General features: G+C 66.0%; 14 protein-coding genes and 2 pseudogenes. 4 read left to right on the plus strand and 12 right to left on the minus strand.

Going from position 1 to position 14294, the window contains the following annotated elements:
* Nucleotides 1-832: glycoside hydrolase family 15 protein (locus tag QOD90_RS04955; protein ID WP_526347262.1), on the plus strand; the 832-nt coding region annotated here is incomplete at its 5' end.
* Between the two features lie 177 nt (nucleotides 833-1009).
* Here the strand turns inward: QOD90_RS04955 and QOD90_RS04960 are convergent.
* The 5 genes and pseudogenes from QOD90_RS04960 to lepA form a co-directional block, all read right to left on the minus strand.
* Nucleotides 1010-1531, minus strand: a pseudogene (locus QOD90_RS04960) (GPR1/FUN34/YaaH family transporter); the annotation flags it as partial.
* 281 nt (nucleotides 1532-1812) lie between these two features.
* A complete protein-coding gene (epsC, locus tag QOD90_RS04965) occupies nucleotides 1813-2397 on the minus strand; it encodes a serine O-acetyltransferase EpsC (RefSeq protein WP_526347263.1) in 585 nt (194 codons plus the stop codon).
* Between the two features lie 7 nt (nucleotides 2398-2404).
* A complete protein-coding gene (gene cysK, locus QOD90_RS04970; protein ID WP_526347265.1) occupies nucleotides 2405-3340 on the minus strand; it encodes a cysteine synthase A in 936 nt (311 codons plus the stop codon).
* Between the two features lie 174 nt (nucleotides 3341-3514).
* Nucleotides 3515-4225, minus strand: a complete 711-nt coding sequence (locus QOD90_RS04975) for a sensor domain-containing protein (RefSeq protein WP_526347267.1) — start codon at nucleotides 4223-4225, stop codon at nucleotides 3515-3517.
* Between the two features lie 54 nt (nucleotides 4226-4279).
* Nucleotides 4280-6190: a translation elongation factor 4 gene (lepA, locus tag QOD90_RS04980; RefSeq protein WP_526347269.1), complete on the minus strand. Its 1911-nt coding sequence runs from the start codon at nucleotides 6188-6190 to the stop codon at nucleotides 4280-4282.
* A gap of 146 nt (nucleotides 6191-6336) precedes the next feature.
* On the opposite strand from lepA, the gene QOD90_RS04985 reads away from it, so the two are divergent.
* Nucleotides 6337-6939: a type II toxin-antitoxin system PemK/MazF family toxin gene (locus QOD90_RS04985; RefSeq protein ID WP_526347271.1), complete on the plus strand. Its 603-nt coding sequence runs from the start codon at nucleotides 6337-6339 to the stop codon at nucleotides 6937-6939.
* On the opposite strand, the gene QOD90_RS04990 is transcribed toward QOD90_RS04985, so the two are convergent.
* Both QOD90_RS04990 and QOD90_RS04995 read right to left on the minus strand, forming a co-directional pair.
* On the minus strand, nucleotides 6936-7544 hold the full coding sequence (locus QOD90_RS04990; protein WP_526347273.1) for a GNAT family N-acetyltransferase: 609 nt from the start codon (nucleotides 7542-7544) through the stop codon (nucleotides 6936-6938). The two genes, QOD90_RS04985 and QOD90_RS04990, sit on opposite strands and share 4 nt — an antisense overlap.
* 53 nt (nucleotides 7545-7597) lie before the next feature.
* Complete coding sequence (locus QOD90_RS04995) at nucleotides 7598-8026, minus strand: CBS domain-containing protein (protein WP_526347275.1); 429 nt, start codon at nucleotides 8024-8026, stop codon at nucleotides 7598-7600.
* A 143-nt stretch (nucleotides 8027-8169) separates the two neighbouring features.
* Here QOD90_RS04995 and QOD90_RS05000 point away from each other — a divergent pair, with 143 nt between their 5' ends.
* A complete protein-coding gene (locus QOD90_RS05000; RefSeq protein ID WP_526347277.1) occupies nucleotides 8170-9177 on the plus strand; it encodes an aldo/keto reductase in 1008 nt (335 codons plus the stop codon).
* 8 nt (nucleotides 9178-9185) lie between these two features.
* Here the strand turns inward: QOD90_RS05000 and QOD90_RS05005 are convergent, their stop codons facing one another.
* From QOD90_RS05005 to QOD90_RS05015, 3 genes are read right to left on the minus strand one after another with little or no spacing between them, the layout of a single operon-like run.
* Nucleotides 9186-10025: a transglutaminase-like domain-containing protein gene (locus tag QOD90_RS05005; protein WP_526347279.1), complete on the minus strand. Its 840-nt coding sequence runs from the start codon at nucleotides 10023-10025 to the stop codon at nucleotides 9186-9188.
* Nucleotide 10026: 1 nt separating this feature from the next.
* Nucleotides 10027-11004, minus strand: a complete 978-nt coding sequence (locus QOD90_RS05010; RefSeq protein WP_526347281.1) for an alpha-E domain-containing protein — start codon at nucleotides 11002-11004, stop codon at nucleotides 10027-10029.
* Nucleotides 11004-12566, minus strand: a complete 1563-nt coding sequence (locus QOD90_RS05015) for a circularly permuted type 2 ATP-grasp protein (protein ID WP_526347285.1) — start codon at nucleotides 12564-12566, stop codon at nucleotides 11004-11006. The genes QOD90_RS05010 and QOD90_RS05015 overlap by 1 nt, the downstream gene beginning before the upstream one ends.
* Before the next feature lie 288 nt (nucleotides 12567-12854).
* Here QOD90_RS05015 and rpsT point away from each other — a divergent pair, with 288 nt between their 5' ends.
* Nucleotides 12855-13115, plus strand: a complete 261-nt coding sequence (rpsT, locus tag QOD90_RS05020; protein ID WP_526347283.1) for a 30S ribosomal protein S20 — start codon at nucleotides 12855-12857, stop codon at nucleotides 13113-13115.
* Between the two features lies 1 nt (nucleotide 13116).
* On the opposite strand, the gene holA is transcribed toward rpsT, so the two are convergent.
* On the minus strand, nucleotides 13117-14061 hold the full coding sequence (gene holA, locus QOD90_RS05025; protein WP_526347287.1) for a DNA polymerase III subunit delta: 945 nt from the start codon (nucleotides 14059-14061) through the stop codon (nucleotides 13117-13119).
* A 21-nt stretch (nucleotides 14062-14082) separates the two neighbouring features.
* Nucleotides 14083-14294 (minus strand): annotated as a pseudogene (locus QOD90_RS05030) (ComEC/Rec2 family competence protein); the annotation flags it as partial.

Consider the following 14294-nt stretch of genomic DNA (forward strand, 5'->3'; position numbering starts at 1 on the left):
CCGCCCGGTCCGGATCGGCAATGGTGCGTTCGACCAGCGCCAGCACGACATCTGGGGTTCGATGCTGGACTCGGTGTATCTGCACGCCAAGTCGCGCGAGCAGATTCCCGAGACGTTGTGGCCGGTGCTGAAGCTTCAGGTCGAGGAGGCCGTCAAGCACTGGCGCGAACCCGATCGCGGCATCTGGGAAGTTCGTGGCGAGCCGCAGCACTTCACGTCGAGCAAGGTGATGTGCTGGGTGGCGCTCGACCGCGGCTCGAAGCTGGCCGATCTGCAGGGCGAGAAGAGCTACGCGCAGCAGTGGCGGGCGATCGCCGAGGAGATCAAGGCAGACATCCTCGCCCACGGCGTCGATCACCGCGGCGCGCTGACGCAGCGCTACGGCCACGACGCGCTGGATGCCTCGCTGCTACTGGTTCCGCTGACGAGGTTCCTGCCGTCGGATGACCCGAGGGTTCGCGCCACCGTGTTGGCCATCGCCGACGAACTGACCGAGGACGGGTTGGTGCTGCGGTACCGCACGGAGGAAACCGACGACGGGTTGTCCGGTGAAGAGGGCTCGTTCACCATCTGTTCGTTCTGGTTGGTGTCAGCGCTCGTCGAGATCGGCGAGATCAGCAGGGCCAAGCACCTGTGCGAGCGGCTGCTGTCGTTCGCCAGCTCACTTCACCTCTACGCCGAGGAGATCGAGCCTCGCACCGGACGCCATCTCGGCAACTTCCCGCAGGCGTTCACCCACCTGGCGCTGATCAACGCCGTGGTGCACGTGATCCGCGCCGAGGAGGAAGCCGACAGCACCGGCGTGTTCCAGCCTGCCAACGCCCCGATGTGAGCGGTCCACGGCCCACCGACAAATCACCCGCCGACGAGCGGCCGCCCCAGCGGTAGTGGCCGACCCCCGGTTTCCTCCCACAGCGCAGCGACGTAGTAGTAACCGACGAGCGCGACTGAAGGCGAACACGAACCAGCCACCCGCCTGGGTGGCAACGACGCTGCCCGTGAGGTTTCCGACGAGCAGCAGCACCAGCGCGACGTCGACGATGGCCAGCAGCAGCGGATACGTCCACGGCAAGCGGAGCACTAGAACGGTCAACAGACCGATGGTCAACAGCCAACTGCCGAGCCACAGCGCGGTAGTCTGACCCGCATCGGCAGCGGGGATCCCAAACCAGTCATGCGTCAGACCCAGCGAAAGCACCGCGTAACTCGCATAGAAGCCAAAGAACACTCCGTAGACGGTTGCGTTGACGTTTTGGCTCAGCGCCGCAGCCCAAACCGTCGCGATGAGTAGTCCGACCGCAGTGGCGGACAAGAGAATCGGCACCGCGGCCGCCGCAACGTCGACGATGCCCGTGTTGGTGAAGCCCAAACCGAACCCTCCCGCAATCACCAATGGCAGCGCCAACAACCCCGGGTTCCCATCTCTCGTTGGCGGATGCGGCACGGCGCGGACGAGTTCGTCGACGATGATTGGATCCTTGATGACAAGGTCGGTCATGGGCCCTCTTCTCGAGTGTTTAACACCAAACATGCTGCAACAAAGGCATTTACGTCACCGCCATGCTCATGAAACCTATGTCGCGCCGCACGATGAGCCGAGGTTTGCGATCAGCACGAAGTAATTCTTGGGTTTTCACAACCAGGAGCCAGCGCCGGGAGAAAACAAGGCTCCTCCAAACGCGATGAGCGCAAGGCCAGACAGGAGCGCGATCAACGGCCAGCGGAGCGGCGGCACTTCACTCATCGACGCGAGATTAGTTCGGGTCAGTGCCAAGCGACGCAATTGGAATCACGCTGGTTCGAAGCTGGCCCTCAGATGTACATTGCCGGATCGATGTACGAAGTGGGGTCGACCCCCTGCTCGCGCTGTTTCTCGGTCCGCGCGCGGATCACCGCCGGTATCCCCGTAGCGATCGATTCCGCAGGCACGTCACGGGTCACCACGGCATTGGCGCCGATGGCACTGTCGTCGCCAACACGAACGGGCCCAAGGACTTTCGCCCCAGCTCCGAGCGTGACGCGATTGCCAATCGTGGGGTGACGCTTGACTTGCTGCAGGGTCCGTCCGCCGAGAGTGACCCCGTGGTACACCATGACGTCGTCGCCGATTTCGGCGGTTTCACCGATCACCACGCCCATGCCGTGGTCGATGAAGAAGCGACGCCCGATGGTGGCGCCCGGGTGAATCTCGATACCGGTCAAGAAGCGGGTGAACTGCATGAGCACCCGGGCCGGCCCGCGCAGCGCCGGCTTCGCCCACATTCGGTGGGCCAGGCGATGCGACCAGATGGCGTGAAGACCGGAGTAGACGAGAGCGTTCTCGACGTCTCCTCGGGCGGCTGGGTCGTGCGTCCGCGCGTTCTCCAGGTCCTCGCGCAACGTCGACAGCAATGTCATGGGCTGATTACTCCCTGATGTGATCGAACAGCGCAGTCGAGATGTAGCGTTCACCGAAGTCGCAGACCACCGTCACGATCAACTTTCCAGCGTTCTCCGGGCGCTTCGCCAGTTCCAGTGCCGCCCAGACGTTCGCACCGGAGGAGATGCCGCCAAGGATGCCTTCGTCGGTGCCGAGCGCCCGCGCGACCGTGATGGCGTCGTCGAATTTGACGTCGATGATCTCGTCGTAAACGTCGCGGTCGAGGACCTCGGGGATGAAGTTGGCCCCGATGCCCTGAATCTTGTGCGGTCCGGGATCGCCGCCGTTGAGGATGGGGGAATCGATGGGTTCGACGCCGATGATCTTTATCTCGGGCTTGCGCGCCTTGAGGTTTCGACCGACGCCGGTGATCGTGCCGCCGGTGCCGATGCCCGCGACGAAGATGTCGATCGCACCGTCGGTGTCGTCCCACACCTCGTCGCCGGTCGTCTTCTGATGAATTGCAGGGTTGGCGGGGTTGGCGAACTGGTCGGCGGCAACGGCGTTTTCAGTGTCGGCAATGATCTGCTTCGCCCGCGCCACTGCACCTGCCATGCCCTCAGCGCCCGGCGTGAGAATGATTTCGGCGCCGTAGGCGCGCAGCATCACCCGGCGCTCGGTGGACATCGTCTCCGGCATCGTCAGAATGACCTTGTAGCCGCGTGCCGCGCCGATCATCGCCAAGGCGATTCCGGTGTTGCCGCTGGTGGCCTCGACGATGGTTCCCCCGGGCCGCAATTCCCCTGACTGCTCGGCCGCGTCGATGATCGCGACCCCGATGCGGTCCTTGACACTGTTGGCGGGGTTGTAGAACTCCAGCTTGGCCGCAACCTGAGCGCCCAGTCCCTCGGTCAACCGGTTCAGCCGAACGAGCGGAGTACGCCCGACCAATTCACTGACGTTTTCGTAGATCTTGCCCATGGCTGACCCTCCTCGTCGACTGGTGACACCGGCACCCTGCTGCGATCACACCTGCGCTCAATTGCAACACGTCCACGCGACTGGCATTCCACCTGGTCCGTGCACGCCACAACAGCGCGCTCAGCACGCCGCACGGAAACGGTTGGCCTCGAGACGAATCGCCAGGCCTGAGCGCTACAGCTTGGCCGCGTTCGCGACGATGGCGTTGACCATGGCGACGGCCTCGTCGTTGATGCCGAACGCACACGCGATGGTCTCGACCGACAGGTTCGCCACCGCCGACATGGCATGTTGGCATTCCCACCCGTCGGAGTCCTCTTGCGCAATCCCCTGCGTCACCACGTCACCGTCGACCTTGACGTCGTCGATCAGCCAGATCGAGCTGGTGGTGCCGTCGTCCACCGCCACCGAGAATCCGCTGCAGTCACGCCAGGCCGACGTGGAGGTCTCGACGAAGTCCGCGGCCTTCTTCTCCGTCGGATAGAGCACGGCGGTCTGTTCGACCCAGTGCTCGTTGCCGTCCTCCGGCTCCCTCGCGACCTGATCGCGCACGGCCGTCCAGTCGCTGAGCCGATACACCAGATGCTCGGCTCCGTAGATCGAGCCCAGGCAGTCCGGGTCGGATACGGCGTCGGAGTTGTCGGACATCTCCTCACCCCTGAGGACGATCTCCATCCGCGTCGCGCCGACGATTCCGTTGAGTTGCCCGATGCTCAGCAGGACGTCCTTGAGTTGTGATGCGCGCAGAGGCTGGACGTCCATCGGATTCGCGTCCGCGTCGCGCACCGCGAGACCCTCGACGGTGCTGGTGCAGCCCGACGACGCCACGACGGCGCAGGCCAACGCCGCGCACGCTCGAGCGCGAACCAAGTTCACGGTGTTCATTGTGACTCGTCCGGCGTCGATTCGGCGACTTCCACGGCTCCGGCGCACCGAAGGCTACTTCTTCGGTTTGTCGCTGGCGGCGTCGGAGGACAATGCCGCAACGAAGGCTTCCTGCGGCACTTCGACCCGGCCGATGGTCTTCATCCGCTTCTTGCCTTCCTTCTGCTTCTCCAGAAGTTTGCGCTTGCGGGTGATGTCGCCGCCGTAGCACTTGCTAAGCACGTCCTTGCGGATCGCCCGAATGTTCTCGCGGGCAATGATTCTCGCCCCGACGGCGGCCTGGATGGGCACCTCGAACTGCTGGCGGGGAATGAGCTCCTTGAGCTTGGTCGTCATCTTGTTGCCGTAGGCGGCGGCGCCGTCCTTGTGCACGATGGCGCTGAACGCGTCGACGGCCTCGCCCTGCAGCAGGATGTCGACCTTCACCAGGTCGGCCTCCTGCTCACCCGCTTCCTCGTAGTCGAGGCTGGCGTACCCGCGGGTGCGCGACTTCAGCGAGTCGAAGAAGTCGAAGATGATCTCGCCCAGCGGCATCGTGTAGCGAAGCTCGACGCGTTCCGGCGAAAGGTAGTCCATCCCGCCGAGCTCGCCGCGGCGCGACTGGCACAGCTCCATGATCGTGCCGATGAACTCGCTTGGCGCGATGACCGTCGTCTTGACGATGGGCTCGAAGACCGACCGGACCTTGCCCTCCTGCCAGTCCGAGGGGTTGGTCACGACGATCTCCGTACCGTCGTCCCTGACGATCCGGTAGACGACGTTGGGCGCGGTCGAGATCAGGTCGAGATCGAACTCGCGCTCCAGACGCTCACGGGTGATCTCCATGTGCAGCAGGCCGAGAAAGCCGCAGCGGAAACCGAAGCCCAGCGCCACCGAGGTCTCGGGCTCCCACACGAGGGCCGCATCGTTGAGCTGCAGCCGCTCCAGCGCGTCACGCAGGTTCGGGTAGTCGGAGCCGTCCACTGGATACAGACCCGAGTAGACCATCGGCCTCGGCTCGCGGTAGCCGGTCAGCGCCTCGGTGGCACCGTTGCGGAAGGACGTCACGGTGTCGCCCACCTTGGACTGCCGGACGTCCTTGACACCGGTGATGAGGTAGCCGACCTCGCCGACGCCGAGGCCCACGCTAGGTTTCGGGTCGGGCGAGACGATGCCGACCTCCAGCAGCTCGTGGGTGGTTCCCGTCGACATCATCTTGATCTTCTCGCGCGGGCTCAGCTTTCCGTCCACGACGCGGACGTAGGTGACGACGCCGCGGTAGATGTCGTATACCGAGTCGAAGATCATGGCCCGGGCCGGGGCGTCGGCGTCGCCGACGGGTGCGGGCACCAGGCGGACCACCTCGTCGAGGAGCTCGCGGACACCCACCCCGGTCTTGCCCGAGACGCGCAGCACGTCGTCCGGTTCGCAGCCGATGATGTGGGCGATCTCGCCGGCATAGCGGTCCGGGTCGGCGGCGGGCAGGTCGATCTTGTTGAGCACCGGGATGATCGTCAGGCCACGGTCAAGAGCCAGATACAGATTCGCCAGTGTCTGCGCCTCGATGCCCTGGGCGGCGTCGACCAGCAGGACGGCACCCTCACATGCCTCGAGCGCACGCGACACCTCGTAGGTGAAGTCGACGTGGCCTGGGGTGTCGATCAGGTGAAGCACGAACTCCTCCCCATTGACTTCCCACGGCAGCCGCACGTTCTGCGCCTTGATCGTGATGCCGCGCTCACGCTCGATGTCCATCCGGTCCAGGTATTGCGCCCGCATGTCCCGGTCCGCGACGACCCCGGTGATCCCCAGCATGCGGTCGGCCAGCGTCGACTTGCCGTGGTCGATGTGGGCGATGATGCAGAAGTTCCGAATCTGCGCCGGCGCAGTGAACGTCTTGTCGGCGAAGCTGCTGATGGGAATCTCCTGGCGGGGGTACGTGGCAGCGGCGCTGCGTGAGCTCAGGATATCGAGCCGGCACCTCATCGACACAATCGCGCCGTGTCACGCCCCGGTCGCTGCGCTCCTGCCCGCCGTGTCACCCCCCGGTCGCTGCGGCTCCTGCCCGCCGTGTCACCCCCCCAGTCGCTGCGCTCCTGCCCGCCGTCTACACCTCACCTATGCTCGACCCCATGGCGTCGCAGTGGAAGACGTTTCAGCGGCTGGCTGGCAACCTGGTGTTCAACGAGGCGCCGAAGCTCATCCGGCAGCTGCAGAAGCCGGAGAACGTCCCGCGCACGATTCAGCAGGGCATCAAGATGGGCATCGAGGCGGGCATCACCGTCCTGGCCGGCGCATCGATCGCCTCTCAGCCCGCGATCACGGCGGGGCGACCCGTCACCAAGAAGAGCGTCCCCACCGGCCACCGTGCGCGCCGAGTGCTGTATGCCCCCGACCTCGACGGCCAGGCCGATCCAGGCGAGATCGTCTGGACGTGGGTGGTCTACGAAGAGGACCCGTCACGCGGCAAGGACCGCCCCGTGCTGGTGGTCGGTCGCGACGGCAACATCCTGCTCGGGCTGATGCTGTCCAGCCAGGAGCGTCATGTCGCCGACCGCGAGTGGGTCGGGATCGGTAGCGGCAGTTGGGACTACGAGGGGCGCGCGAGTTGGGTACGGCTGGACCGCATCCTCGACGTGCCGGAGGAAGGCATCCGCCGCGAAGGCGCGATCCTCGAGCGCGAGACGTTCGAGATCGTCGCGGCGCGCTTGCGCACCGAGTACTCCTGGAGCTAGCGCGCGGGGCGCCACATCGCAATCAGGGTGGGCCCGCCCGGCGGCGTGATCTCGCCGGTGATCTCGAAACCGAACCGTTGGTAGTACGGCACGTTGTCGGGATTGCTGGACTCCAGGTAGGCAGGCGCGTGCTCGGCGTCGCAGCGGTCGAGCCGCGAACTCATCAACGCCTGGCCAAACCCCTTGCCCCGGACGGTCGGATCGCTGCCGATGACCGCCAGGTACCAATGGGGCTCCTCGGGGTGGGCCTTCTTCATCATCTCTTCGAGGACGAGTCCGCGCTTGAGTGACCTACCGAACGCCAGGAGCAACCCCGGCATGGCCCGCAGTTCCTCGCCGCGCGTCTGCCGCCACTTCCCCGGCGGATCCCAGAGTGCTGCGCCGCCGATGGCGTTCGAGTCGTCGGAAACGACTTCCACGCCGCCCTGAGCCAGGTGGTGGTAGCGCGTCAGCGCCGAGAAAAGCTTGTGCAGCCTGCGCCTGCGCAGATCGGCATCGGGCAACATCCAACTCATCACCGGATCCTCGAAGAAGGCCCTGCCGAGGGTGGCGGACAGGCCGCTGACGTCGGCACGGGTCGCAGGCCTGGCCCGCACGGTGGTCACGCGTCCATCATCCTCCCGGGTCGCTGCGCTCCTGCCCACCGAAGCATCCCAGCTCAGCCCTGCGTGATGTAAGCCTCCAACTGCTCGCGGTCGGCTTGCAACGCCTCCATCCGGGTCTTGACCACGTCACCGATGCTGACGATTCCCGCCAGTTGACCGTTCTCGACGACGGGAACGTGCCGCACCCGGTGGGTGGTCATGAGTCCGCTCAGGCTGTCGACGGAGTCCTCGGGCGAGCACGTGATCACCTGGCTCGTCATGATGTCGGCGACGGGTCGACCGAGAGCGGCGGCGCCGTGTTCGTGCAGCATGCGCACGACGTCGCGTTCGGAGACGATGCCGACCAGACCGTCGGCCCCGACGACCACCATGGCACCGACGTTGCGGGTGACAAGGCCGCTGATCAGGTCACTGACCAGGGTGTCCGGCGCCACCGTCAGCACGCCGGCACCCTTGCTCTTCAACACGTCTGCGATACGCACGGGCGCCTCCTCGGTGACGTGGGTCACACAAGGCTAGGTCCGATCGCGTTACGGGGAAAGCCCCCACGCGGAACACATCGCCGACGACGTGGGTTGCTAGGCGGTGAAGGTCCGCCGCGACGATGGAAACCAAGGGGATGCACATGACCGAAACCGTGACGCTCGGAGACGATCTGACCGTGAGTGCGATCGGGTTCGGCGCCATGGCGTTGACGCCGGTCTACGGCGACGTCGACGACACCGAGTCGCTGGCGACCCTGCATCGGGCGGTGGACCTGGGCGTGACGTTCGTCGACACCGCGAACGTCTACGGCGGCGGCGCCAATGAACGGCTGATTTCTGACCTGCTCGCCAGTCGGCGCAGCGAGGTCACCCTCGCCACCAAGTTCGGCATCGTCGGCAATCCGGCTGACCGCGCCGCAGGCAAGCCGGCGGCCCGCGGCGACGCCGCCTACGTTCGGCAGTCCATCGACGAGAGCCTCAATCGGCTGAAGACCGACGTCGTCGACCTCTACTACATGCACCGGCGTGACCTGAGGGTGCCGATCGAGGAGACCGTCGGCGCGATGGCCGAACTCGTCGAGGCCGGCAAGGTTCGCCATCTCGGGCTGTCCGAGGTGACCGCCGATGAACTGCGCGCCGCCGTCACCGTTCATCCCATCGCCGCCGTCCAGAGCGAATGGTCCATCTGGAGCCGCGACGTCGAACGCGAGGTGGTGCCCACGGCCGCAGAACTCGGCGTGGGCTTCGTTCCGTACTCCCCCTTGGGACGCGGCTTCCTGACGGGCACGGTCACGTCGACCGCAGACCTGACCGAGTCGTCGGACTTTCGGCGGAACCTTCCGAGATTCGCCGACGAGGCACTCGAGAACAACCTGGCGGTGGTCGACGTGATCCGCACCATCGCCGACGAGCGGGAGGCGACGTCTGCCCAGATCGCCCTGGCCTGGCTGCGGTACCGAGCCGACGAGTTCGGGGTGGCGTCCGTGCCGATTCCCGGCACCCGTCGGGCGGCACGCGTCGCGGAGAACCTCGACTCGCTGGACGTGGCCTTGAGCGACGACCAGCTCGCGCGGTTGGATGCGGCGGCCGCGGCGGTCTCGGGGCACCGTTCCGCCGACCTGGCCTGGGTATCGGCCGGCCGCGAGTAGCGGATCGCCTAGGCCAGGCGGGTGATCTCCACGACGACGTCGAGGTCGGTCGAGCCCTCCCCCGAGTAGATGCCCTTGAGCGGGGTGACGTCGTGATAGTCCCGACCGACGCCCACGCTGATGTACTGCTCGTTGATTTCCTTGTCGTTGGTGGGGTCGTAGTTCCACCACCCGCCCGTCCAGGCCTGAATCCAGGCGTGGCTCTGCCCGTCGATGGTGTCGCCGACCTTGGCCTTGGCGTTGGGATGCAGGTAGCCCGACACGTAACGAGCAGGAATTCCCATGCTGCGCAACAGGATCAGCGTCAGGTGGGCGAAGTCCTGGCAGACTCCCTTGCCCTCGCGCAGCGCATCAAGACCCGAGGAGTGCACGCCGGTGGTGCCTGGCACGTAGTCCAGTTCGGTGTGCACCCACTGCGCTGCCTCGATGGTCGCCTGCTGGGGATCGTGGTACTTGGCGATGCGCTCGCCGACGCGGGCCATACGCCTACTGAACGGGGCGAACTCCGAAGCGGTGAGGTACTCGTCGAACTTGTCCTTGACCGCTGCAGACGCCAGGTCCTCCCAGCCGAACTTCTCCGTCGGCAGCTCACCCTTGTCGGTCTCGACGATCGACGAAGACGTCACCTCGAGCTCGGTGTGTGGAGCATGCAGGTCGAATGTCGTTACGGCCGTTCCCCAATAGTCGACGTACCGATAGGAGCGGGTGGCGGGAACCGTCTCGACCCGGTTGAGCACGACGTTCTGCCGGGAGTCCGACCTCGGGGTCAGTCGGGCCTCGTTGAACGATGCGGTGACGGGCGACTTGTAGGCGTAGCCGGTCGCGTGGATGACTCGCATGCGCCACATGTCAGACCTCGCCTTCCTCGATCACCAGCGAACCATTGCGACTTGCGTCGGTCCACGCCACCCACGGTGCCGCGTAGAAGTACTCCAGCGCCAACGCCTCTCCGACGTCGGCGCAGGTGGTCTGCAGCGCGCCGAGCCGTTCTTCGAGGGATTCCAGCAGCACACCCGGTCGCAGGAACTCCAACTCACTGCGGGCGCGCCCCAAGAGCCGTTGTGCCTCGGCGGTCGCGCCGACGCGATTGAGCCTGCGGTGGTGCAGTTCGTCGAGGCTGTGCTCGGCGAGTCGTAGCGAGTGCATGATCGACCGCGGGAACAGCCGATCAAGCATCATGAACTCGACCACGCGCCCGGCGTCCAACACGCCCCGATAGGTGCGCAGGTACGTGTCGTGCGCACCGGCCGACCGAAGCACCGTCACCCAGGCGGGTGAGGACGCACTGTCCCCCACCCGCGACAACAGCAGGCGGACGATCATGTCGACGCGTTCGATCGCGCGTCCCAGCACCATGAATCGATAACCGTCGTCGCGGGAGAGCGTCGAGTCGGCCAGACCCGCGAATTGGGCGGCCCTGCCCTCGATGTAGGACAGAAACTCGTGCGGTCCGAGGCGCCTGGCGGCACGCTCCCGCTCCGGCAGTGCGTTGTAGGTGGTGTTGAGGCATTCCCAAATCTCGGTCGACGTGACTTCGCGTGCACCGCGGGCATTTTCGCGCGCCGCCGAGATCGAGTCGACGATCGAGCACCCGCCCTGGGTGTCGCGGCTGAACGCGACGAGGTCGGTCAGTGACCACAGGTCGAGTTCGGTCGTCGGCGGTTCGATGCCAAGCACCTTCAACAGCGTCCGGGACGCCTGGTCGGGGTCGACGCTGGAGTCCTCGAGCAACTGGTGCACGGTGACGTCGAGGATTCGCGCAGTGTCATCGGCGCGCTCGACGTAGCGACCGATCCAGTACAGCGATTCCGCATTGCGTGCGAGCATCAGTCGACCGCCTGCTGCTGCTGTTGCTGCTGTTGTTGACTCTCCTGGGGACCCATCGCTTGATTCTGTTGCTGCTGCTGCGACGAGGTGTCGCCACCCTTGTCCGTGGACGCCTTGCCGTTCTTCGGAAGGGCGCGAACGACTTCCGCCGCCGCGAGCTCGCGATCGGCCACCGACGCGCGGGACGCCAACACCCAGGTGTCCTTCGAGCCGCCGCCCTGGCTGGAGTTCACCACCAGGGATCCTTCCGGCAGCGCGACGCGCGTGAGCCCACCCGGCAGCACCCACACGTCGTCACCGTCGTTGACCGCGAAGGGACGAAGGTCGACGTGCCGGGGAGCCAGTTCGTCACCGATTTGCGTTGGCACGGTTGACAATTGGACTACAGGCTGGGCGATCCAGCCGCGCGGATCGGCGCGGACCTTCTTGGTGATCGCGGCAAGCTCCTTCTCCGTCGCGCTCGGACCGAAGACGATGCCGTACCCGCCGGACCCCTCGACGGGTTTGATGACGAGTTCGTCGATGCGGTCGAGCACCTCCTCGCGTTCGTCGTCGAGCCAGCACCGGAACGTGTCGACGTTGGCCAAGGACAGCTTCTCGCCGAGGTAGTACTCGACGATCGTCGGGACGTAGCAGTAGACGAGCTTGTCGTCGCCCACCCCGTTGCCCACCGCGCTGGAGATCACCACGTTGCCGGCGCGGGCGGCGTTGAGGATGCCTGCAACCCCGAGCACCGAATCGGGCTTGAAGTGCATGGGGTCGAGGTACTCGTCGTCGATGCGGCGGTAGATGACGTCGACCTGCCGCTCGCCCTCGGTGGTGCGCATGTAGGCGGTGTTGTCACGGCAGAACAGGTCGCGGCCCTCGACGAGTTCGACACCCATCTGCCGGGCGAGCAGTGAATGCTCGAAGTACGCCGAGTTGTAGACGCCCGGGGTGAGCACGACGACCGTCGGGTCGGCCTCGTTGGAGGCGGCCGCATTGCGGAGGGCACGGAGCAGGTGCGATGCGTAGTCACCCACCGAGCGAACCCGATGCGTGGCGAACAAGTTCGGAAAGACCCGCGCCATCGTGCGGCGGTTCTCCATCACGTAGGAGACGCCTGAGGGCGAACGCAGGTTGTCCTCGAGTACCCGGAAGGTGCCCTGGCCGTCACGCACCAGGTCGATGCCCGCGACGTGGATGCGAACGCCGTTGGGCGGAACGATGCCCGCAGCCTCGCGGTGGAAGTGCTCGCAGGAGGTGATGAGCCGACGCGGGATCACCCCGTCGCGCAGGATCTCCTGTTCGCCGTAGATGTCGTCGAGGAACATCTCCAGCGCCTTGACGCGCTGCTTGATGCCCTTCTCCAGCCGTGACCACTCGGCGGCCGAGATCACCCGAGGCACCAGGTCCAGCGGGAACGGGCGCTCCTGACCCGATAGCGAGAACGTGATGCCCTGGTCGATGAACGCCCGCCCGAGCGCCTCGGACCGGGCCGCGAGTTCGGAGGCGTCCGAAGGAGCAAGCTCGGCGAAGATGCCCTTGTACGGGCCGCGGACGTTGCCCTGCGCGTCGAACATCTCGTCGAACGCCTTGGAGTAGTCGCCGACGCTGTTGTACCCGTCGAAGATGCCGTCGTGGCGTTTACGGGAAGAAGCGGTCTTGCGTCCCGATCGGGCACCGTCCGCTGGCAGGGTTCGAAGGCTCACCATGGACATGCTGCCCCAACCGCTTCGTTTCGGCAGGCCAGGCCACACCGCTTTGGGGATTTACCTGCCACGCTGGTAACCTGAACCCTCGCTGCCCGCACCTCGGGCGCCCATGAACACTCATGCAAACCCAAGCTGACATTTAGAAGGAATTTACGCGTGGCCAACATCAAGTCGCAGCAGAAGCGGATTCTCACCAACGAGCGTGCGCGTCTGCGCAACCAGTCCGTGAAGTCCGCACTGCGCACGGCTGTCCGCGGGTTCCGTGAGGCGATCGACGCTGGTGAAAAGGACAAGGCCGCCGAGTTGCTGGTGACCACCAGCCGCAAGCTGGACAAGGCCGCCAGCAAGGGCGTCATCCACAAGAACCAGGCGGCGAACAAGAAGTCCGCTCTGTCGCAGGCCCTGCACAAGCTCTGAGCTACTGCCCCCCGGCCAGTTCGGCCACTCTTCTGACCGCCGATTCGAGCGCATAATCCGGGTCGGCTGCCGCACCCTTGACGTCCGCATTCAACGCGGCCACCAGGCGCATCGCCTCGGCCACGGAATCCCGCGACCAGCGCCTGGACTGCTTCTGCGCCTTCTGCACGCGCCACGGCGGCATGCCCAACTCTCCTGCCAGTCGGTACGGGTCTCCCGACAGCGGACCCACCCGCGCGATGGCATGCACCGCTTCCGCCAGCGCATCGGCCAACACGACGTGCGGTTCGCCGCTGATCATCGCCCAGCGCAGCGCTTCGGCAGCACCCGAGACGTCACCAGTCACCGCCTTGTCGGCGATGTCGAAGCCCTTTACCTCCGCCTTTCCGCTGTGATAGCGGCGCACCGCGGCCGCATCCACCTCGCCGCCCGTGTCGGCGACGAGCTGTGAGCAGGCCGCCGCGAGTTCGCGAATGTCGGAGCCGACGGCATCGAGCACTGCGGTCACCGCGTCGTCCCCGACCTTGACCTTGAGGGTGCGGAACTCGCGCCGGACGAAGTCGGCCCGCTCACCTGCCTTGGTGATCTTCGCGCATGGATGGACCTCGGCACCGAGCGTCTTCAGCTGATCGGCCAGGGCCTTGGCGCGCCCGGCGCCGGAGTGCACGATGACGAGCAAGGTGCCCGGCTGCAGGTCCGCGGCGGCGGTAGCGATGAGAGCCACCGCATCCTTGCCCGCCTCGGCCGCCGCCTCGAGCACCACGACGCGCTCGTCGGCGAACAGTGACGGGCTGAGCAACTCGGCGAGCTCGTTGGTGCTGACCTCGCCTGCCCGCATGCGGTCGACGGGCACATCGTGGGTGCCCGCCTGCTTGCGCGCAGCGCGCAGCACGTCGGCGATGGCGCGGTCGACGAGCAGATCTTCCTCACCCAGCACGAGGTGCAGTTGGCTCACGCACAGATGGTGTCACGCCGCACCGACGGGATCCGAGGGGTGCCCTGCCAAGTGCCCCGCCACCGACCACGCCACCAGGCATAGCGCGGCGGCGCCGACGACCAATCGCCCCCACTTCCATTGGCACAGCACCACCGTGGCGATCCCGCCGGTCGCCACGATCACGAAGCCCGGCCACCCGGATGGGGTGATCACGACCGCGCCGGGCACGGCCGCCGCCCTGT

This window comes from Mycobacterium sp., from assembly GCF_032161845.1.
GTDB lineage: Bacteria > Actinomycetota > Actinomycetes > Mycobacteriales > Mycobacteriaceae > Mycobacterium.

Coding starts and splice junctions, on each gene's coding strand:
- epsC (WP_526347263.1), bottom strand. CDS start 2,397: ATGACATTGCTGTCGACGTTGCGCGAGGACCTGGAGAACGCGCGGACG.
- cysK (WP_526347265.1), bottom strand. CDS start 3,340: ATGGGCAAGATCTACGAAAACGTCAGTGAATTGGTCGGGCGTACTCCG.
- QOD90_RS04975 (WP_526347267.1), bottom strand. CDS start 4,225: ATGAACACCGTGAACTTGGTTCGCGCTCGAGCGTGCGCGGCGTTGGCC.
- lepA (WP_526347269.1), bottom strand. CDS start 6,190: ATGAGGTGCCGGCTCGATATCCTGAGCTCACGCAGCGCCGCTGCCACG.
- QOD90_RS04985 (WP_526347271.1), top strand. CDS start 6,337: ATGGCGTCGCAGTGGAAGACGTTTCAGCGGCTGGCTGGCAACCTGGTG.
- QOD90_RS05000 (WP_526347277.1), top strand. CDS start 8,170: ATGACCGAAACCGTGACGCTCGGAGACGATCTGACCGTGAGTGCGATC.
- QOD90_RS05005 (WP_526347279.1), bottom strand. CDS start 10,025: ATGTGGCGCATGCGAGTCATCCACGCGACCGGCTACGCCTACAAGTCG.
- QOD90_RS05010 (WP_526347281.1), bottom strand. CDS start 11,004: ATGCTCGCACGCAATGCGGAATCGCTGTACTGGATCGGTCGCTACGTC.
- QOD90_RS05015 (WP_526347285.1), bottom strand. CDS start 12,566: ATGTTCGACGCGCAGGGCAACGTCCGCGGCCCGTACAAGGGCATCTTC.